Source organism: Streptococcus bovismuti, from assembly GCF_042436615.2.
GTDB lineage: Bacteria > Bacillota > Bacilli > Lactobacillales > Streptococcaceae > Streptococcus.
Genome location: NZ_JBHMFR020000004.1, coordinates 16817 through 35760 on the forward strand (window position 1 = coordinate 16817; position 18944 = coordinate 35760).

Here is an 18944-nt window from a genome sequence, read left to right on the forward strand (position 1 = left end):
AATAGAGTTATAAAAAGATAAAACAATATATTAAATATAAGAATGATATATAAAATCCAAAAGGAGGTTACAGGTATGTCTCCGTAAATTATCAAAATAAGGTCACTAGAGCGTTAAGGAATTTTGAAGAAAGGATTTTTGTCATGAAAAAATATATTACTTATGCAGCTTTATTACTTACTTCAGGAGCTTTGTTATCAACTACTTATGTAGTTAATGCAGAAACTACAACGTCTACCACTAAAGTGACTACATCACAAACAACTTCACAGTATACAAGCGAAAAAGAAGCAATTGATCAACTTGTTAAAGAAGGTAAAATTAAGGTTGAAGATGCAGAACAAGTTAAGTTGGTAGGATTTTCTCCTAGAGAATTAACGCAAGTAGAAGGCGATCAAGAAAAAATAGCATTTAATCAAAATAGAGATGATAAAGGAACCTGGATGCAAACAGATGGCCGCTGGTGGTTCAAATATACTTCAGGTGGGTATGCTAAACATTGGGAATGGTTAGATAAGAAATGGTATTATTTTGATGATCAAGGTTGGATGAAATCAAATGAGTGGATTAACCCAGATGGTAATTGGTACTATCTTTCAAATGATGGAGCTATGCTAACCGATTACAATAGAGTTAATGGAAAACCTTATTTCTTTAGATCTAACGGCGTTTTGGTAGAAAATAAAGGTCAGGCAATTGCTGAGTATGCAGAGACATTTGTAGATAAAATCCCATATGTTGGGGGTTGGGCAGACTTGAATAAGGGTGTAGATTGCTCAGGATTTACACATGCCATATATAAAAATTTTGACATTGATTTAGGAACTACTACTGGAACTCAATTTAATCAAGGAATTGATGTAACTGGTCGTGAAAAACCTGGAGACTTAATTTTCTTTAATAATCTTGCGCATGTGGGAATTAATATTGGCGGTAACCAAGTGGTCCACGCAAATTCTGTAAGAAAATTTGTAAACATAACTAACAATGAATACATTGGATCTATTGACGGAGCTAGACGAGTTTGGTAACAATAAAATTTAAATGTCATAAATAATTTGTTACTAATTGGAGGAAATGGCTATGAAAAAATCTAAACTACTTACACTTGGTTTGCTTGTAGGTGCTGGTCTACTATTGTCTATCAATCAAGTACAGGCTGCAGATACTTGGGTTAAAAATGGTGCTGACTGGAATCTTTCACAAGATGGCAGTTTCGCTAAAAACAAATGGGTACAAAACGCAGGTTCTTGGTACCACTTTGACGGTTCTGGTAAAATGCAGACAGGCTGGCTCAAAGATGGGAATACATGGTATTCGCTCGCAGACAGTGGCGCTATGCGTACTGGCTGGTACAAGGAAGGTAGCACCTGGTACTCACTCGCAAATAGTGGTGCTATGCGCACAGGTTGGTACAAAGAAGGATCTACATGGTATTACCTCAAAGACAGTGGCGCTATGGCAACAGGATGGGCAACTGCAAATGGTCAATGGTCTTACTTTGAAAAATCAGGTGCTATGGTAGCAGATAGAGCTGTTCCAGCAAGCGATGGGGAAAGTTATGTCATTGGTAAGGATGGTTATATGTTAACCAAACTCCCAAGTCAGGTTGAACAAGATCCTTTTGATGATACAGTTATTACAGATATCGTTACTTTGTCTGATGGTTATGACTATCACCTTGTTCATAAGAAAGATGGAGTTGTTATCGAAAAGAATGCCTGGTATATCAAACCTATTGTTGAACGTTTTTCTTATCAAAAGATTGGCGATATAAAACGAAATACTTTAGATGCAATTACTGATAATAAAAAACCAGGGGAAGAAATTGATCCTAAAGCTGTCATAAAGAATTTCCAAAACTTACCAAATAAGTATTACTTTGGAGCAGATGGACGTAAGGTTGCGAATCTACCAGAATTTACTACTCACTTCCCTATTCAAAAAGTTGGGTCTGAACTTTATCTTAAAAACTCAAGTCCAGTTATTAGTCTAGACTCATCTGGATTGACAATTAATGACAATAAACTTTATCTAAGAGGTGCCAATGATCAACTTGTAACTGGATATTTTACAATGTTTATGGACGGATTATTATCTAAAGATCACCATATTTTGGGCTATGCAGATGAATCTGGTGAAATCGTGAAGATGAAAGTTTTGCCTAATGATTTCCGTGATTATATTGAAAAAGGAATTTCCGGTTTTTATGGAGAAACTGTTCGATACGACAGTTCAACAGGAAATGTTTCTGTTGTTAAGTAAGACAAAACGAATCGCCTAATGAGGGATGTGTGGGCGATTCGTTTTTTACTGTAATCAGCCATCACTAAACATCTTTTATAAAATTATATTCGAAACCTAAAGAAAACTAAGAAGAAACTGTACCTTTCCTATCGTTGAAAAGCGCATTCATTACTTGAAAAAAGTCGTCCATTTATGTTATAATAGACTGTATTTAAAAAATTTTAAGGAGAAATGACAGAATGTCTGTATCATTTGAAAACAAAGAAACAAACCGTGGTGTCTTGACTTTCACTATCTCTCAAGACCAAATCAAACCAGAATTGGACCGTGTCTTCAACTCAGTGAAGAAATCTCTTAATGTTCCAGGTTTCCGTAAAGGTCATCTTCCACGTCCTATCTTTGACAAAAAATTTGGTGAAGAGTCACTTTACCAAGACGTTATGAACGCTCTTTTGCCAAACGCTTATGAAGTAGCTGTAAAAGAAGCTGGTCTTGAAGTTGTTGCTCAACCAAAAATTGATGTAACTTCAATGGAAAAAGGTCAAGATTGGGTTATCACTGCTGAAGTTGTTACAAAACCTGAAGTAAAATTGGGTGACTACAAAAACCTTGAAGTATCAGTAGATGTAGAAAAAGAAGTAACTGATGCTGATGTTGAAGAGCGTATTGAACGCGAACGCAACAACTTGGCTGAATTGGTTATCAAAGAAGCTGCTGCTGAAAACGGCGACACTGTTGTCATCGACTTCGTTGGTTCTATCGATGGTGTTGAATTTGACGGTGGAAAAGGTGAAAACTTCTCACTTGGACTTGGTTCAGGTCAATTCATCCCTGGTTTCGAAGACCAATTGGTAGGTCACTCAGCTGGTGAAACCGTTGATGTTATCGTAACATTCCCAGAAGACTACCAAGCAGAAGACCTTGCAGGCAAAGAAGCTAAATTCGTAACAACTATCCACGAAGTAAAAGCTAAAGAAGTTCCAGCTCTTGACGATGAGCTTGCAAAAGACATCGACGAAGAAGTTGAAACACTTGCTGAATTGAAAGAAAAATACCGCAAAGAATTGGCTGCTGCTAAAGAAGAAGCATACAAAGATGCAGTTGAAGGTGCAGCAATCGATAAAGCTGTAGAAAACGCTGAAATCGTAGAACTTCCAGAAGAAATGATTCATGAAGAAGTTCACCGCTCAGTAAACGAATTCCTTGGAAACTTGCAACGTCAAGGCATCAACCCTGACATGTACTTCCAAATCACTGGAACTACTCAAGAAGACCTTCACAATCAATACCAAGCAGAAGCTGAGTCACGTACTAAGACTAACCTTGTTATCGAAGCAGTTGCGAAAGCTGAAGGATTTGACGCTTCAGAAGAAGAAATCCAAAAAGAAATCGAGCAATTAGCTGCAGACTACAACATGGAAGTTGCACAAGTACAAAGCTTACTTTCAGCTGATATGTTGAAACACGACATCACAATCAAAAAAGCTGTTGAATTGATCACAAGCACAGCGACAGTTAAATAATCTTAATAAACAAAAAGCCCACCTGAATTGGTGGGTTTTCTTGTGCACTATTTTCCAAAAATCTCTTTGAGGTCTGCGTCTGTAATTCCAATCATGGCTGGGATGCTGTCCCAGTTTTCTTCTGTCAGGATGTAGGATTGTTCAGAGGTACTTGATGTAGCTGTTTCAGAGACAGCTGGTTGCTTTTCTTCAACATTTTCCAATAAATCACTGAAGCGTTCAATCAGATAGGTTTTTCGGGCAGTTCCGATATGTTGGGTAGCATAATCAAAGGCCTGTAATTCGCCTAGTAAGATAAGCTTGCTTTTGGCGCGTGTAATGGCTGTGTAGATGAGATTGCGCTCCAGCATACGCCTGCTAGCACTGGTGATAGGTAGGATAACAACAGGGAACTCACTTCCCTGCGATTTATGGATACTCATGGCATATGCCAAGCGAATCTTGTACCATTCGTTACGTGGGTAAGAGACTTCGTTGCCGTCAAAATCAATGACAATCTCGTCTTGTTTCGACTCGGTGTATTTACCAGGAATCAGGTCTGTGATGGCTCCTAAATCTCCATTAAAGACATTAATTTCAGCATCATTGACCAGGTGAATGACCTTGTCGCCCTTACGATAATGGCACTGGGGAGCTTCAAAACTAAGTTGGTCTTTTTGTGGTGGGTTAAGGAGGTCTTGCATGAGCTGGTTGATGGCATCAATCCCTGCCGTCCCTCTGTACATGGGAGCCAGAACTTGGATATCACGGGCAGGAATACCACTTCTGAGGGCAGCGCCTAAGATTTTTTCAATCGTAGCTGGAATATGGCCACTAGCAATTTCAAAGTAGGAACGGTCTGCTTTTTTCTGGGTGAAATCAGCTGGCAAGATTCCCTGTCGAATTTGACTAGCTAGGGTGACGATGGTTGATTCTTCGCTTTGTCGGTAAATTTTTTCCAAGCGAGTCTGAGGAATCAAGGAAATATGAAGCAGATCAGCTAGAACTTGACCGGGACTGACAGACGGTAGCTGATCGCTGTCGCCCACGATGAGGATTTTACTGTTAGAAGAGATGTTGGAGAAGAGTTGGTTGGCCAGCCAAGTGTCCACCATGGAGAATTCATCCACGATAATAAAGTCAGCATCTAGATAATCTTCCAGATGACTGGTATCATCGTCGCCTGTCATTCCTAAGTGGCGGTGTATGGTCGCGCTAGGCAAGCCTGTTAATTCGTTCATGCGTCGAGCTGCTCGTCCAGTTGGAGCGGCAAGAAGAATGGGCAGGTTGCTTTTTTTCCTGAGGTCAAGTCCTTCTAAAAGGGCGTAAACAGCGATGATCCCATTGATAACAGTTGTCTTACCAGTACCGGGCCCACCTGTCAGGATAAAGACCTTGTTCTGGATAGCGTCGCAGATAGCTTGTTTTTGAATGCTATCATACTCAATCCCTAGTTCTTGCTCGACAGTAGTGATATGTTTTTGAATAGTTTCTAAATCTTGGCTCTTCTGTTTTCCTTTTTCAAGGATACGAACCAAGTGACTGCGGATGCCTTCCTCAGCGAAAAAGAGGCTATTATCAAAGATTTTGGTATCAATTTGCTGAACCTTGTCTTCTTCGATTAGGTAGGAGAGTTCTTGGGCCACTTGGCTGGGGTCCAGTTCCACGGGACGGGAAGACTCAAGGAGAGTAAGGGTTTGTTCTAGCAAATCTCGTGCTTCAACATAGGTATCCCCTGTTTCCATACAGGCCTGAAAAAGACTGTGAACTAGACCGGCACGGAAGCGTTCAGGAGCCTGACTTTCGATGCCAAGTTCCTCCGCTAGTTGGTCAGCAATAGTAAAGCCCAAGCCCTTGATATCCTCAACCAGTTGGTAGGGATAATTTTCAACCACATCAAGGGTTTCTTCCTTGTAAAAGTCTTGAATCTGAAAGGCTAATTTATTGGGAATGCCGTAGTTGGCTAGTTTGGCTAAAACCATCTCTGTTCCATAGTTGAGACGAAGAGTGGAGACGAAAGCCTCACGATTTTTGGCAGAGAGCCCTGCAATGCCTTCTAGCTTTTCTGGGTGTTGCAGAATTTCGTCAATGGTATTATCACCATAGGTGTCCACGATTTTTTGAGCTGTCTTGAGACCAATTCCCTTGAAATGGCTACTGGAGAAGTATTTAACCAGACCCTTGCTAGTTGGTTTTGCACGTTCATAACGGCTGATTTGCAGTTGTTCCCCATACTTGGAGTGCTGGACAATTTGCCCCCAAAAAGTGTAGTCTTCGCCCTCAATTACATCAGCCATGGTGCCGGTGACAATGATTTCAAAATCATCAAAATCTTCTGCGTCCGTATCTTCGATTTCTAGGAGGAGGATACGATAAAAATTGCTGGGATTTTCAAAAATAATCCGTTCAATGGTTCCTGAAAAATAAACTTCCATAAAATTCCTTTGCATGAATAGGTGAGAGTTGGGATTGTTTTTATTTTATACTCTTCGAAAATATCTTCAAACCACGTCAGCTTCCATCTGCAACCTCAAAACAGTATTTTGAGCAGCCTGCAGCTAGCTTCCTAGTTTGCTCTTTGATTTTCATTGAGTATAACTTTGTTTCTATCCTAGTTAGACTGGGTAGAGAATAATCATCTTCTTACGATAGAAGAAGAGGCTGAGATTTTTGATTCTCGGCCTCTTAGGTTTCTTAAAATGTTCCGATACGGGTAATTGGCCAGAAGCGGAATTTAGCTTCTCCTGTGATATCTTTTGCTTTGAAGGTACCTACGTGGCGGCTGTCGCTCGAAACCAAGCGGTCGTCTCCGAGGAGAAGGTATTCTCCTTCTGGAACAGTAAAGCTAAAGTTGGTATTGTAGTTGACATCAACTGTGAAGGCTTGGGCTTTTTCAGCAATACTTCTAAAGAAAGTTCCTTTATTTCCTTCAAATCCCTTGCCTGAGTATGTGCTTTGGAGTTTGTCCTCCTTGAAGCGTTTGATGTAGTCAGCTAGGTAAGGCTCGTCTGTCTCTTTGTCATTTATGTAAAGTTTATCGTTTTCGTAACGGATGGTGTCGCCAGGCATTCCTATGACACGTTTGACAATGTCCTTATTGCCATCTTCCTCATGGGCCACCACGATATCAAAACGGTCAATAGGGAGGTGTTTGACAACAAAGAGGATTTCACCGTCCGCTAGGGTAGGATCCATGGAATGCCCTTCTACGCGAACATTGCTCCAAAAAAAGATACGACTTAAAGCTAGTAATGACAGAATTAGGAGGAACAATCCCCACTCTTTTAAGAAATTTTTAAATGAATTCATAACTTACCTTTCTAAGCGTTTTTTCGCTTTTTCAGTATTTTTAAAGTGCAGTTTGGCGCAGAAATTGAGTCCCTGCATACCATAGGCTTGTAAAATCTGGCTAGCCACCTTATCAGAAGCCGTTCCAGCTCCACTTGGAAGTTGATAGCCCAGCTCTCGTCCCAGATTTTCAAGATTTTCCAGAAAGAGATCACGCGCAATGATGGAAGAAACTGCGACAGCCAAGTATTTACCCTCAGCCTTTTCTTCCAAGCTGATAGGATTGCTGAAACGATTGGCCTCTTGTGCCAAGTACTTGTCATAATTTTTAGCACTAGTAAAGGCATCAATCACAATTTTCTCAGGCTGAATGCCTTTTTGAAGGAGGAGATAGATAGCCTGATTATGGAGGGCGACCTTAACCGAAACAGCATTGTAGCGGTCTCCGATGACCTCGTTGTACTTGCTTGGTGAAAGAAGCAGTGCCTGGTGCTGGATTTTTTCTTTGAGGATAGGGGCAATCTGACGAATCTTTTGGTCGGTCAGAGTTTTAGAATCCCCCACACCGAGTTTTCGCAAGAAATCGTGCTGGTCAGGTGTGACAAAGGAAGCCACAACTGCAAGCCCACCAAAGTAGGAACCATTTCCAACCTCATCCGTCCCAATCAAAGGAAAATTTTGTCCGCTAGTTTCCTCTACAACTTGATAGCCAAAGAAACTGGCGTATTTCTCAGCTCCTTCACCCTGAAGCAAGACCTTTCCAGAGGTATAGATAGAAACGGTAGCTTGAGGTAGTCGCAAAAAGTAGCGAATATAGGGGTTCTTGCTGGGAGCCAGACTGTTTTGATAGTGTTCAAGAAAAGCCTGAATCTCCTTTTCGCTTGGTGTGAGTGTTATACTTGCCATAGTTTCTATTGTACCATAAAAGCAGGCAAATTTGTAAAAACTGACAAAATTAGCGAATTTTGGTATAATATCGTGAGGTGAATTTTATGGCAAATCTAAATCGATTCAAATTTACATTCGGGAAAAAATCATTAACCTTGACAAGCGAACATGATAACCTTTTTATGGAGGAAATCGCTAAGGTTGCAACAGAAAAATACCAAGCAATTAAAGAACAAATGCCTAGTGCAGACGATGAAACAATCGCTCTTTTGTTGGCAGTCAACTGTTTGTCAACTCAGCTCAGCCGTGAGATTGAATTTGATGATAAGGAGCAAGAATTAGAAGAATTGCGCCACAAGCTTGTGACTTGTAAGCAAGAACAGAGCAAGATTGAGGATTCCTTATGATTTCACTCCTTCTTCTATTGGTCTTGGCTTGGGGATTTTATATCGGCTATCGGAGAGGCCTGCTCTTACAGGTCTATTACCTGATTTCAGCCATGGCATCGGCTTTTGTGGCTGGCCAGTTTTATAAGGGACTTGGAGAGCAATTTCATTTGCTACTTCCTTATGCAAATCCACAGGAAGGTCAGGGAACTTTCTTTTTCCCATCGGATCAACTCTTTCAGTTGGATAAGGTCTTTTACGCAGGAATCGGCTACTTGCTTGTATTTGGGATAGTCTATAGCATCGGTCGTTTGCTTGGTCTCCTCTTACACTTGATTCCTAGTAAAAAATTGGGTGGCAAGTTGTTCCAAGTTTCAGCAGGTATCTTATCCATGTTGGTGACCTTATTTGTCTTGCAGATGGCTTTGACAATCTTGGCGACCATTCCCATGGCAGCTATACAAAATCCTCTTGAAAAGAGTATCGTCGCAAAACACATCATCCAGAGCATACCAGTAACCACTAGTTGGCTCAAACAAATCTGGGTGACAAATTTAATCGGATAAAAAGGGCAGGAATTTTCCTAGCCCTTTGTTTACAGATTGACTCGAATCTATCAGAATGTAAAAAGCTACCACACCTAGACATTCAAAGACAAGGAAATAAAGATGAACAAGAAAATATTAGAAACATTAGAGTTCAATAAGGTCAAGGCCTTGTTTGAACCTCATTTGTTGACCGAGCAGGGCTTGGAGCAATTGAGACAGCTGGCTCCGACTGCCAAAGCAGATAAAATCAAACAGGCTTTTGCTGAGATGAAGGAAATGCAGGCTCTTTTCGTCGAGCAACCGCATTTCACCATTCTCGCAACTAAGGAAATTGCAGGAGTCTGCAAGCGGTTGGAGATGGGAGCGGACCTCAATATCGAGGAGTTCCTACTCTTGAAGCGCGTGCTTCTGTCTAGCCGAGAGCTGCAAAGTTTTTATGACAATCTGGAAAATGTCAGCTTGGAAGAATTAGCCATTTGGTTTGAGAAATTACACGATTTTCCGCAATTACAAGGAAATCTCCAAGCCTTTAATGATGCAGGTTTCATTGAAAATTTTGCCAGTGAAGAATTGGCGCGCATCCGTCGGAAAATCCATGATAGCGAGAGTCAGGTACGCGATGTTTTACAGGACCTGCTCAAGCAAAAAGCGCAGATGTTGACAGAAGGAATTGTTGCTAGCAGAAATGGCCGTCAGGTTTTACCAGTCAAAAACACCTACCGCAATAAGATTGCAGGTGTCGTTCATGATATTTCTGCTAGTGGAAATACCGTCTACATCGAACCCCGTGAGGTGGTCAAACTGAGCGAAGAAATTGCTAGTTTACGAGCAGATGAGCGCTATGAAATGCTTCGCATTCTCCAAGAAATTTCTGAGCGTGTTCGCCCTCATGCGGCTGAGATTGCCAATGATGCTTGGATTATCGGCCATCTGGACTTGATTCGTGCCAAGGTCCGCTTTATCCAAGAAAGACAAGCAGTCGTACCTCAGCTGTCAGAAAATCAAGAAATTCAACTGCTCCATGTCTGCCATCCTCTGGTCAAAAATGCCGTCGCAAATGATGTCCATTTTGGCCAAGATTTAACAGCTATTGTCATTACAGGCCCCAATACAGGTGGGAAGACCATCATGCTCAAAACTCTGGGTTTGACACAGGTTATGGCCCAGTCTGGTTTGCCGATTTTAGCAGACAAGGGAAGTCGTGTTGGTATCTTTGAAGAAATCTTTGCCGATATTGGCGATGAGCAGTCTATTGAGCAGAGTTTGTCTACCTTCTCTAGCCACATGACTAATATTGTGGATATTCTTGGCAAGGTCAACCAACATTCACTCCTACTCTTGGATGAGTTGGGGGCTGGTACCGACCCTCAAGAGGGAGCCGCCCTCGCTATGGCTATTCTGGAGGACCTTCGCCTACGTCAAGTCAAGACCATGGCTACGACCCACTATCCAGAACTTAAGGCCTATGGTATTGAGACAGCCTTTGTGCAAAATGCCAGCATGGAGTTTGATACTGCAACTCTTCGCCCGACCTATCGCTTTATGCAGGGTGTTCCTGGCCGAAGCAATGCCTTCGAAATCGCTAAACGTTTAGGACTATCTGAGGTTATCGTGGGGGATGCCAGCCAGCAGGTCGATCAGGACAATGATGTCAACCGAATCATTGAACAACTGGAAGAGCAGACACTGGAAAGTCGCAAACGCTTGGACAATATCCGTGAGGTGGAGCAAGAAAATCTCAAGATGAACCGTGCTCTCAAAAAACTTTACAACGAGCTCAATCGTGAAAAGGAAACCGAGCTTAATAAGGCGCGTGAACAGGCTGCTGAGATTGTGGACATGGCTCTAAGTGAGAGTGACCAGATTCTCAAAAATCTCCACAGCAAATCTCAACTCAAACCCCACGAAATCATTGAAGCCAAGGCCAAACTGAAAAAATTAGCTCCTGAAAAAGTAGATTTGTCTAAAAATAAGGTTCTTCAAAAGTCCAAGAAAAAACGTGCTCCAAAGGTGGGAGATGATATCGTTGTTCTCAGTTATGGACAGCGTGGTACCTTGACCAGTCAACTTAAGGATGGTCGCTGGGAAGCACAAGTCGGTTTAATCAAGATGACCTTGGAAGAAAAAGAATTTGACCTCGTTCAAGCCCAGCAAGAAAAGCAGGTCAAGAAGAAACAGGTCAATGTTGTGAAACGAACATCTGGCAGAGGACCGCAAGCAAGACTAGATCTTCGAGGTAAACGTTATGAAGAAGCTATGAATGAGCTAGATGCCTTTATCGACCAAGCCCTGCTTAACAATATGGCCCAAGTTGATATCATCCATGGTATCGGAACAGGTGTCATCCGTGAAGGTGTCACCAAATACCTACAAAGAAACAAACATGTCAAGAGTTTTGGCTATGCCCCACAAAATGCTGGAGGGAGTGGCGCAACTATTGTGACCTTTAAAGGATAGCAGTATTCTGGACTTTATAAAGTAAAAACTGTTGAACTAATTTTTACTAATAAACACATTGACAAAAGCCAACATTTTTTGTAAAATAAGAATCAATTAAATACCAACACCGAATGAAGTTTAATAGAAGTGGAGAATCGTTTGATTTTCCATGACTGTAAATGGACGGAACTCTGGAGAGACCGTAAAGGCACCGAAGGGGCAAGGCAGGCAACTGCTCAAACTCTCAGGTAAAAGGACAGAGCTAGGATAGACCGCTTTTTAGCATTTATCTAAGCATTCCAGAGTACATGTATCTTGCATGTGCTCTTTCTTTTGGGGTTGAAAAGATAGGAGAAGGAAATGTTAGAATTGCTTAAATCAATTGATGCTTTTGCTTGGGGCCCACCCCTCTTGATTTTATTGGTCGGAACGGGGATTTACCTAACTGCTCGTTTAGGACTCTTGCAGGTTTTGCGTCTGCCCAAGGCCTTTCAACTCATTTTTACTAAGGACAAGGGGCATGGCGATGTATCCAGCTTTGCGGCCTTGTGTACAGCCCTCGCAGCGACAGTTGGTACGGGAAATATTATCGGGGTGGCGACGGCTATCAAGGTCGGTGGCCCAGGAGCCCTCTTTTGGATGTGGATGGCTGCTTTCTTTGGGATGGCTACCAAGTATGCGGAAGGACTCTTGGCTATCAAATACCGCACCAAGGATGATCATGGTGCAGTAGCGGGAGGTCCTATGCACTATATTCTTCTAGGGATGGGAGAAAAGTGGCGTCCCCTTGCCATCTTCTTTGCCCTGGCAGGTGTGCTAGTAGCTTTGTTGGGAATCGGGACCTTTACCCAAGTTAACTCGATTACTGAATCTATCCAGAATACAACGACTATTTCGCCAGCTATCACGGCTCTTGTGTTGTCTGTTTTTGTAGCGATTGCAGTCTTTGGTGGACTCAAGTCCATTTCAAAGGTTTCAACTACTGTTGTTCCTTTTATGGCTATCATTTATATTTTGGGAACTCTTACAGTTATTTTCCTTAATATAGGGAAAATTCCTGGCACAATCGCTTTAATCTTGACATCAGCTTTTAGTCCTGTTGCTGCAGTAGGTGGATTTGCCGGTGCTAGCATTCGGATGGCTATCCAAAATGGTGTGGCGCGTGGTGTGTTCTCAAATGAATCTGGTCTGGGTTCTGCTCCCATTGCAGCTGCTGCAGCTAAGACAAATGAACCAGTAGAGCAAGGCTTGATTTCCATGACAGGAACCTTTATTGATACTCTTATTATCTGTACTTTGACTGGTTTGACCATCTTGGTGACTGGGGTTTGGAGTGGTGACTTAAATGGGGTTGCCCTGACTCAGTCAGCCTTCTCAACAGTCTTTTCACACTTTGGGCCTGCCCTCCTGACCATCTTCCTTGTACTCTTTGCCTTTACGACAATTCTAGGTTGGAACTACTACGGGGAACGTTGTTTTGAGTTCCTATTTGGGGTTCGCTTTATCTGGCTTTACCGTGTGGTCTTTGTGCTCATGGTCTTGTTGGGAGGATTTATCGAGTTGGATATGGTTTGGATTATCGCGGATATCGTGAATGCCTTAATGGCTCTACCAAACTTGATTGCTCTCTTAGTTTTGTCGCCAGTCGTTATTGCTGAAACTAAAAAGTATTTTAATAAATAATGAACTCACACAGCTCGTGTGAGTTTTTTGCTTTCATAAAAAATTTCTATCAATGCAATTTAAAATATATATTATACACGGTATAGAATCTGTGATAGACTAGATTTTAACAAAATGAAAAGAGGTTTTATGATGACAACATTTACCATCCATACAGTAGAATCAGCACCAGCAGAAGTGAAAGAAGTTCTAGAAACAGTACAAAAAGATAACAATGGCTATATTCCCAATCTAATCGGTCTCTTGGCTAATGCACCGACTGCTTTAGAGGCTTACCGTACTGTCGGAGCTATCAACCGTCGCAACAGCCTGACACCCGTTGAGCGTGAAGTGGTGCAAATCACGGCAGCCGTGACCAATGGTTGTGCCTTCTGCGTCGCAGGTCACACAGCCTTTTCAATCAAACAAATCCAGATGAATGATGATCTTCTGCAAGCCCTCCGCAATCGTACTCCAATTGAAACAGATCCTAAATTGGACACCCTAGCTAAGTTTACCTTGGCGGTTATCAATACCAAGGGACGTGTGGGAGATGAAGCCTTGGCTGAGTTTCTAGAAGCTGGCTACACCCAACAAAATGCCTTGGATGTGGTTCTTGGTGTCAGCCTAGCAAGCCTCTGTAACTATGCCAATAATCTAGCTAATACCCCAATTAACCCAGAATTGCAACCTTATGCTTAATCATTATCTGAGTAAAAAATGAAGTCTGAAATAATTGGACTTCGTTTTTTTAGTCCTCATTTAAGCGCTTTTATGCTATACTGAAACTAACATGATTATTGGAGGTTAGGATGAAAAAACTCCCCTTGGTATTTTCTGGTTGTTTGCTAGGTTTGGCAGGAGCTGGAAACCTTATTTTAGATACGTTGCCGGTTCTGTCCCATCTGTTTAGTCTGACAGGTTTGGTTTTGTGGACTTACTTTCTAATGCTGCATCTCTTTAATTGGAAGGAAATCAAGCAAGAATTGACCAAGCCTCCTCTTTTGTCAGGGATGGCCACTTTTCCTATGGCTGGGATGATTTTATCGACTTATGTCTTTCGAGTCTTCCCTCATCTTCCTTTGGTAGCGCAAGGACTTTGGTGGTTTTCATTTCTCTTGGATTTGTTCTTGATTGCTGGTTTCACCATTAAATTTGCCTATCCAGGTAAGAGAGTTCAGGCCACTCCTAGCTGGACGGTTCTCTATGTGGGGATAGCAGTAGCAGCCTTGACCTATCCTCTTGTAGGCATCATAGAAATTGCCTATGCGACTTTGAGTTTTGGATTTCTCTTGACCTTCTATCTCTACCCGCTTATTTATAGCGATTTAAAGAAACATCCGCTCCCACTAGCCTTGCTTGGGCAAGAAGGGATCTACTGTGCTCCCTTCTCTCTACTCTTGGCTTCTCTAGTCCGAGTTGGAGGAGCCAGCCTACCAACTTGGGTCTTAATCGTCATGATTTTGGCTTCTCAATCCTTCTTTTTCTTTGTTTTGACTCGCCTGCCCAATATTTTAAAACAAGGCTTTCAACCAGCCTTCTCAGCACTCACCTTCCCAACCATTATCACAGCTACCTCTCTCAAGATGTCTCAGGGAATCTTGAAACTTTCATTTTTGGATTATTTGGTATTGGCTGAAACTATTATATGCCTAACTATTTTATTCTTTGTATTGGGCACTTATCTGATTTGGTTACGAAAAAAGGTCTAGCTAAAAATAGCTAAACCTTATTTTTTATGGTTTGATAACTTCAGCTCCACCCATGTATGGACGAAGTGCTTCTGGGATAGTCACAGAACCATCTGCGTTTTGGTAGTTTTCAAGAATAGCAGCTACTGTACGTCCAACTGCAAGTCCAGAACCGTTTAAGGTGTGGAGCAATTTTACCTTGCCATCAGCTTCATCGCGGTAACGGATTTGAGCACGACGGGCTTGGAAATCTTCTGTGTTTGAACAGCTTGAGATTTCACGGTAAGTATTTTGCGCTGGAATCCAAACTTCCAAGTCGTAAGTTTTAGCAGCTGAGAAGCCCATATCTCCTGTAGAGAGCGCAACGACACGGTATGGAAGGTTGAGTTTTTGAAGGATGTTTTCAGCGTTGGCTGTCATCTTTTCCAATTCTTCGTAAGATTCTTCTGGTTTGGCAAATTTAACCATTTCAACCTTGTGGAATTGGTGCAAACGAATCAAGCCACGAGTATCACGACCAGCTGAACCAGCCTCAGAACGGAATGAAGGACTCATAGCAGTGAAGTAGATTGGCAGGTCTTTACCGTCAAGGATTTCATCACGGTAGTAGTTTGTTAGAGGAACCTCGGCTGTAGGAATGAGGACGTAATTGCTGTCGCTCAATTCAAAAGTATCTTCCTTGAATTTTGGATATTGCCCAGTACCAAACATAGAATCGTGGTTAACCATGTATGGTGTGATGACTTCAGTATAGCCTTCTTTTCCATGTTCATCCAACATAAAGTTGTAGATGGCACGTTCTAAACGAGCACCGAGTCCTTTATAGAAGAGGAAACGAGCTCCTGTTACCTTACCGCCACGTTCCCAGTCAAGAATATCAAGGTCTTCACCAAGGTCCCAGTGAGCTTTTGGCTCGAAGTCAAACTTGCGTGGAGTACCCCAACGGCGAACTTCCACATTGTCGTCTTCGTCAGCTCCAACAGGAACGCTGTCAGCTGGGATATTTGGAAGAGTCGTTGTAAATTCTGTCAATTTAGCATCGATTTCTGCCAATTCAGCATCCAAGGCTTTTACTTCAGCAGATAGGGTTTGCATAGCAGCAATCTTGTCATCTGCATTTTCCTTGTTGCGCTTAGCTTGGGCAATCTCAGCAGAAACTGTGTTACGTTCTGCTTTTAAAGTTTCAACCTTGACTAAAATATCACGACGTTTAGCATCGATTTCTTTCATTTCATTCAAGACAGCAGCATCTACACCACGTGTAGCTAATTTTTCTGCGACAGCATCAAAGTCTGTACGAATACGTTTGATATCTAACATAAGAACTCCTTTATGAAAAAAGCACACCTGACAAAGCGTTGGAGTGGCAGGGCCACGGTTCCATCCAACTTCACAGGTGTGCACTTGATTGTGTATGCAATTGTTACTAACGGTAGAATTTCACTTATCCCTCCTATCTGCTCGCAGCACCCGCAGACTTTCTGAAAGAAGAAGATAACCTACTTATCCGTTGCTATGATTATACTAAAGTTTCTACTTTTTTGCAAATAGATTTTTAAATTTTTGACTAATGGTTTGAATCAGGGTTGGAAGTTTGACAACCTTGTCATTACCCAGTTTTTCGCGAGCAATTTTGAGAATGGCACCCGAGTCTTTTGAAGCAAAGAGGAATTTTCCTTTGTCTGTAAAGACTTCGAAGTGGCGACTGATTTTTCGCCCAGTGACATTTGCCCCAATCTGGTTGATATGGCTCCAAGGAATCTGGATAAATTGTTCAACATTGACATCTGGATAAAATTCCAGAGCCTGATCCCCGACCAAGAATTTTCCCACTTTCCCAGCTATAGAGAGGTAGGAGGTGCCTGTTGTATTGAGGAGCACTGTTTTGTTAAGAGATTGAGCCATGCTTAGTCTTCCTTACTTTCACCGAAAAAGGCATTGTAGAGGGCTTTGATAGCTGCTTTTTCTTGGTCTTTATGGACAACAAACATGATAGAAACCTCACTAGAACCTTGAGACATCATCTGGATGTTGATCTTATTTTCAGATAAAGCGCGTGTCGCAGTAGCAGTGACACCGATATGGCTCTTCATCTTTTCTCCAACAATCATAATGATTGAAAGGTCGTGCTCGATTTCTGCATGGTCTACTTCGGCCTTTTGAACCAACTGACGAAGGATTTCTTCTTCCTTGATAGGAGTTAGTTCGCGAGAACGGAGGATGATTGAAAGATCGTCGATACCTGTTGGCATATGTTCCCAACCGATGTTAAGATCTTCAAGGATTTGAAGAACCTTGCGTCCAAATCCAACCTCACGGTTCATAAGGTATTTAGACATGTTGATGCTGACAAAGCCTGAGTCACCAGCAATTCCCACAACTGGAAATTCATCACTACTGTGTTTTAGAACGATACGAGTACCTGGATGGTCAGGATTGTTGGTATTCTTGATAACTAGAGGAATTTTTCCACGGTAGGCAGGTAGAAGAGCTTCATCATGAAGGACTGAGAATCCTGCATAGGCCAACTCACGCATTTCACGGTAGGTCAATTCAGGGATAGAATGTGGTTGATGGATGATACCTGGGTGAGCTGCAAAGATACCATCAACATCCGTAAAGTTTTCATAGAGATCAGCTTTAACCCCTGCAGCAATGATAGAACCAGTGATATCAGAGCCTCCACGTGAGAAGGTACAGATTTGATTTTCCCTGGTAACCCCAAAGAAACCAGGAATGACAAGAACTTCATTTGCATTTGTCAATTCTTCAATCTTGTCATAACTTGATGGAATGATGCGAGCGTTACCAGGTTCACTTGTGACCACAATACCAGCTTCTCTAGGGTGCACATAGCGTGCATCGATACCATTTTGATTAAAGTAGGCAGCAATCAATTTAGCATTGTTATTTTCACCAGCTGCTAGGAAAGTGTCGTAGAGAAATTCGTTTTCTTCGATAGGAAGAGTAGCTAAGGCACGAATGCTTTTAGAAATTTTTTCTAGCACAGCTGGTTTAAGACCTAGTTCACTAACCATAGCAGCATAGCGGTCGATAATCCAGTTTTGACTCTTACTAATATCGTTACCAGCAACATAGTCGCGGTAGTATTTAATCAAGGCATCCGTAACCTTAGTATCTTCAGCATTGCGTTTACCAGGCGCAGAAACGACTACAAAACGACGCTCTGAATCGCTTTTTACGATGTTTAAAACTTTTTCTAATTGACTAGCAGAGGCAAGAGAGCTACCTCCAAATTTAACAACCTTCATAAGAACTCCTAAAGTAAGTATTTTATACGATTATAGCAGAAAGAAAGCCTTTTTTCAATGAAGAAAATAAGATGCTTTCTAGTATAAAGCGAGCCTTTCTAATCGGTTGAGACACTTTCAGTTGATTTTTTCTTGCTTTCTGATTTTAAAAAAGATATACTTTGAAAATAGAATAATTTAAACTGCTTATAAAATAAAAAGGAGTCCTGATGGAACATATTATTTATCAGCTTGAAGAGGACTTGGCAATTCTTACCTTGAACCGTCCTGAGGTCGCAAATGGTTTTCATATTCCTATGTGTGAGGAAATTTTAGAAGCTCTAACTTTGGCAGAAGAGCATCCAGCTGTACAGTTTATCTTGATTAATGCCAATGGCAAAGTCTTTTCAGTCGGGGGAGATTTAGTAGAGATGAAGCGGGCAGTGGATGAGGATGATATTCCATCATTGACGAAAATAGCAGAATTGGTCAATACTATTTCTTATAAAATCAAGCAAATTGCAAAACCTGTTTTGATGGAAGTTGATGGGGCTGTTGCAGGTGCTGCAGCAAATATGGCTGTTGCCGCAGATTTCTGTCTAGCGACCGATAAGGCTAAATTTATACAAGCATTTGTTGGAGTTGGTTTGGCTCCGGATGCAGGAGGAATTCATCTCTTGAGTCGAAGTATCGGTGTGACGCGTGCTGCCCAACTAGCCATGACAGGAGAGGCATTGACAGCAGAAAAAGCTCTGGAGTGGGGTCTTGTTTATCGGGTCTCTGAAGCTGATAAACTAGAAAAGACCAGAGAACAGCTTCTTAAAAAATTAAGACGTGGTTCAAGCAATTCCTATGCTGCCATCAAGAAGTTGGTTTGGGAGAGCCAATTTAAAGATTGGCAAGAGTATGCAACTTTGGAATTGAACCTTCAAGAATCTCTAGCCCAAACGGAGGATTTTAAAGAAGGAGTTCGGGCTCATTCGGAGAGAAGAAGACCTAAATTTATAGGAAAATAAAAAAATACTTGCACCATTCTTTGAAC

At 41.7% G+C, this 18944-nt stretch carries 16 protein-coding genes and 1 riboswitch; of the genes, 10 read left to right on the forward strand and 6 right to left on the reverse strand.

Translation table 11 applies throughout. The features are described from left to right. The first annotated feature begins 143 nt into the window (after positions 1 to 143). The 3 genes from ACERDH_RS05430 (at position 144) to tig (ending at position 3770) form a co-directional block, all read left to right on the forward strand. On the forward strand, positions 144 to 1031 hold the full coding sequence (locus ACERDH_RS05430; RefSeq protein ID WP_314499982.1) for a C40 family peptidase: 888 nt from the start codon (positions 144 to 146) through the stop codon (positions 1029 to 1031). Positions 1032 to 1083: 52 nt separating this feature from the next. Then, positions 1084 to 2265 (forward strand): N-acetylmuramoyl-L-alanine amidase family protein, encoded by a 1182-nt coding sequence (locus ACERDH_RS05435; protein ID WP_314499984.1) that lies wholly within the window; start codon positions 1084 to 1086, stop codon positions 2263 to 2265. A 221-nt stretch (positions 2266 to 2486) separates the two neighbouring features. Continuing rightward, entirely contained in the window at positions 2487 to 3770 is a 1284-nt protein-coding gene (gene tig, locus ACERDH_RS05440) for a trigger factor (protein ID WP_261028687.1), read from the forward strand. 47 nt (positions 3771 to 3817) lie between these two features. Here the strand turns inward: tig and recD2 are convergent, their stop codons facing one another. The 3 genes from recD2 to rnhC form a co-directional block, all read right to left on the reverse strand. Continuing rightward, complete coding sequence (gene recD2 / locus ACERDH_RS05445; RefSeq protein WP_247930713.1) at positions 3818 to 6184, reverse strand: SF1B family DNA helicase RecD2; 2367 nt, start codon at positions 6182 to 6184, stop codon at positions 3818 to 3820. 259 nt (positions 6185 to 6443) lie between these two features. Then, complete coding sequence (gene lepB, locus ACERDH_RS05450; RefSeq protein ID WP_049493020.1) at positions 6444 to 7058, reverse strand: signal peptidase I; 615 nt, start codon at positions 7056 to 7058, stop codon at positions 6444 to 6446. A 3-nt stretch (positions 7059 to 7061) separates the two neighbouring features. Next, positions 7062 to 7943, reverse strand: coding sequence for a ribonuclease HIII (gene rnhC / locus ACERDH_RS05455; protein WP_386684184.1), 882 nt, complete (start codon positions 7941 to 7943; stop codon positions 7062 to 7064). Between the two features lie 86 nt (positions 7944 to 8029). Between rnhC and zapA the strand changes: the two genes are divergently transcribed. From zapA to ACERDH_RS05485, 6 genes are all read left to right on the forward strand, one after another. Beyond that, positions 8030 to 8332 carry a cell division protein ZapA gene (gene zapA / locus ACERDH_RS05460; RefSeq protein ID WP_000002019.1) on the forward strand — a complete coding sequence of 101 codons (303 nt, stop codon included), beginning with the start codon at positions 8030 to 8032 and terminating at the stop codon, positions 8330 to 8332. Beyond that, a complete protein-coding gene (locus ACERDH_RS05465; RefSeq protein ID WP_000624513.1) occupies positions 8329 to 8877 on the forward strand; it encodes a CvpA family protein in 549 nt (182 codons plus the stop codon). The genes zapA and ACERDH_RS05465 overlap by 4 nt, the downstream gene beginning before the upstream one ends. A gap of 102 nt (positions 8878 to 8979) precedes the next feature. Continuing rightward, on the forward strand, positions 8980 to 11316 hold the full coding sequence (locus tag ACERDH_RS05470; RefSeq protein ID WP_386684321.1) for an endonuclease MutS2: 2337 nt from the start codon (positions 8980 to 8982) through the stop codon (positions 11314 to 11316). A gap of 163 nt (positions 11317 to 11479) precedes the next feature. Then, positions 11480 to 11568, forward strand: a riboswitch (glycine riboswitch). Positions 11569 to 11658: 90 nt separating this feature from the next. Further along, complete coding sequence (locus ACERDH_RS05475) at positions 11659 to 12981, forward strand: alanine/glycine:cation symporter family protein (RefSeq protein WP_386684324.1); 1323 nt, start codon at positions 11659 to 11661, stop codon at positions 12979 to 12981. Positions 12982 to 13113: 132 nt separating this feature from the next. Then, positions 13114 to 13662, forward strand: coding sequence for a carboxymuconolactone decarboxylase family protein (locus ACERDH_RS05480; protein WP_000206774.1), 549 nt, complete (start codon positions 13114 to 13116; stop codon positions 13660 to 13662). Positions 13663 to 13772: 110 nt separating this feature from the next. Then, on the forward strand, positions 13773 to 14672 hold the full coding sequence (locus tag ACERDH_RS05485; RefSeq protein ID WP_033682266.1) for a TDT family transporter: 900 nt from the start codon (positions 13773 to 13775) through the stop codon (positions 14670 to 14672). A 24-nt stretch (positions 14673 to 14696) separates the two neighbouring features. Here the strand turns inward: ACERDH_RS05485 and serS are convergent, their stop codons facing one another. The 3 genes from serS to ACERDH_RS05500 all read right to left on the reverse strand — a co-directional run bounded on the left by serS (position 14697) and on the right by ACERDH_RS05500 (position 17923). Beyond that, complete coding sequence (serS, locus tag ACERDH_RS05490; protein ID WP_033682265.1) at positions 14697 to 15971, reverse strand: serine--tRNA ligase; 1275 nt, start codon at positions 15969 to 15971, stop codon at positions 14697 to 14699. 213 nt (positions 15972 to 16184) lie between these two features. Next, on the reverse strand, positions 16185 to 16556 hold the full coding sequence (locus tag ACERDH_RS05495; protein ID WP_020901044.1) for a DUF956 family protein: 372 nt from the start codon (positions 16554 to 16556) through the stop codon (positions 16185 to 16187). A 2-nt stretch (positions 16557 to 16558) separates the two neighbouring features. Beyond that, entirely contained in the window at positions 16559 to 17923 is a 1365-nt protein-coding gene (locus ACERDH_RS05500) for an aspartate kinase (RefSeq protein WP_386684329.1), read from the reverse strand. Between the two features lie 209 nt (positions 17924 to 18132). On the opposite strand from ACERDH_RS05500, the gene ACERDH_RS05505 reads away from it, so the two are divergent. After that, complete coding sequence (locus ACERDH_RS05505) at positions 18133 to 18918, forward strand: enoyl-CoA hydratase (protein ID WP_386684332.1); 786 nt, start codon at positions 18133 to 18135, stop codon at positions 18916 to 18918. The last annotated feature ends 26 nt before the right edge of the window (positions 18919 to 18944 follow it).

Coding starts and splice junctions, on each gene's coding strand:
- ACERDH_RS05430 (WP_314499982.1), top strand. CDS start 144: ATGAAAAAATATATTACTTATGCAGCTTTATTACTTACTTCAGGAGCT.
- ACERDH_RS05435 (WP_314499984.1), top strand. CDS start 1,084: ATGAAAAAATCTAAACTACTTACACTTGGTTTGCTTGTAGGTGCTGGT.
- tig (WP_261028687.1), top strand. CDS start 2,487: ATGTCTGTATCATTTGAAAACAAAGAAACAAACCGTGGTGTCTTGACT.
- recD2 (WP_247930713.1), bottom strand. CDS start 6,184: ATGGAAGTTTATTTTTCAGGAACCATTGAACGGATTATTTTTGAAAAT.
- lepB (WP_049493020.1), bottom strand. CDS start 7,058: ATGAATTCATTTAAAAATTTCTTAAAAGAGTGGGGATTGTTCCTCCTA.
- rnhC (WP_386684184.1), bottom strand. CDS start 7,943: ATGGCAAGTATAACACTCACACCAAGCGAAAAGGAGATTCAGGCTTTT.
- zapA (WP_000002019.1), top strand. CDS start 8,030: ATGGCAAATCTAAATCGATTCAAATTTACATTCGGGAAAAAATCATTA.
- ACERDH_RS05465 (WP_000624513.1), top strand. CDS start 8,329: ATGATTTCACTCCTTCTTCTATTGGTCTTGGCTTGGGGATTTTATATC.
- ACERDH_RS05470 (WP_386684321.1), top strand. CDS start 8,980: ATGAACAAGAAAATATTAGAAACATTAGAGTTCAATAAGGTCAAGGCC.
- ACERDH_RS05475 (WP_386684324.1), top strand. CDS start 11,659: ATGTTAGAATTGCTTAAATCAATTGATGCTTTTGCTTGGGGCCCACCC.
- ACERDH_RS05480 (WP_000206774.1), top strand. CDS start 13,114: ATGACAACATTTACCATCCATACAGTAGAATCAGCACCAGCAGAAGTG.
- ACERDH_RS05485 (WP_033682266.1), top strand. CDS start 13,773: ATGAAAAAACTCCCCTTGGTATTTTCTGGTTGTTTGCTAGGTTTGGCA.
- serS (WP_033682265.1), bottom strand. CDS start 15,971: ATGTTAGATATCAAACGTATTCGTACAGACTTTGATGCTGTCGCAGAA.
- ACERDH_RS05495 (WP_020901044.1), bottom strand. CDS start 16,556: ATGGCTCAATCTCTTAACAAAACAGTGCTCCTCAATACAACAGGCACC.
- ACERDH_RS05500 (WP_386684329.1), bottom strand. CDS start 17,923: ATGAAGGTTGTTAAATTTGGAGGTAGCTCTCTTGCCTCTGCTAGTCAA.
- ACERDH_RS05505 (WP_386684332.1), top strand. CDS start 18,133: ATGGAACATATTATTTATCAGCTTGAAGAGGACTTGGCAATTCTTACC.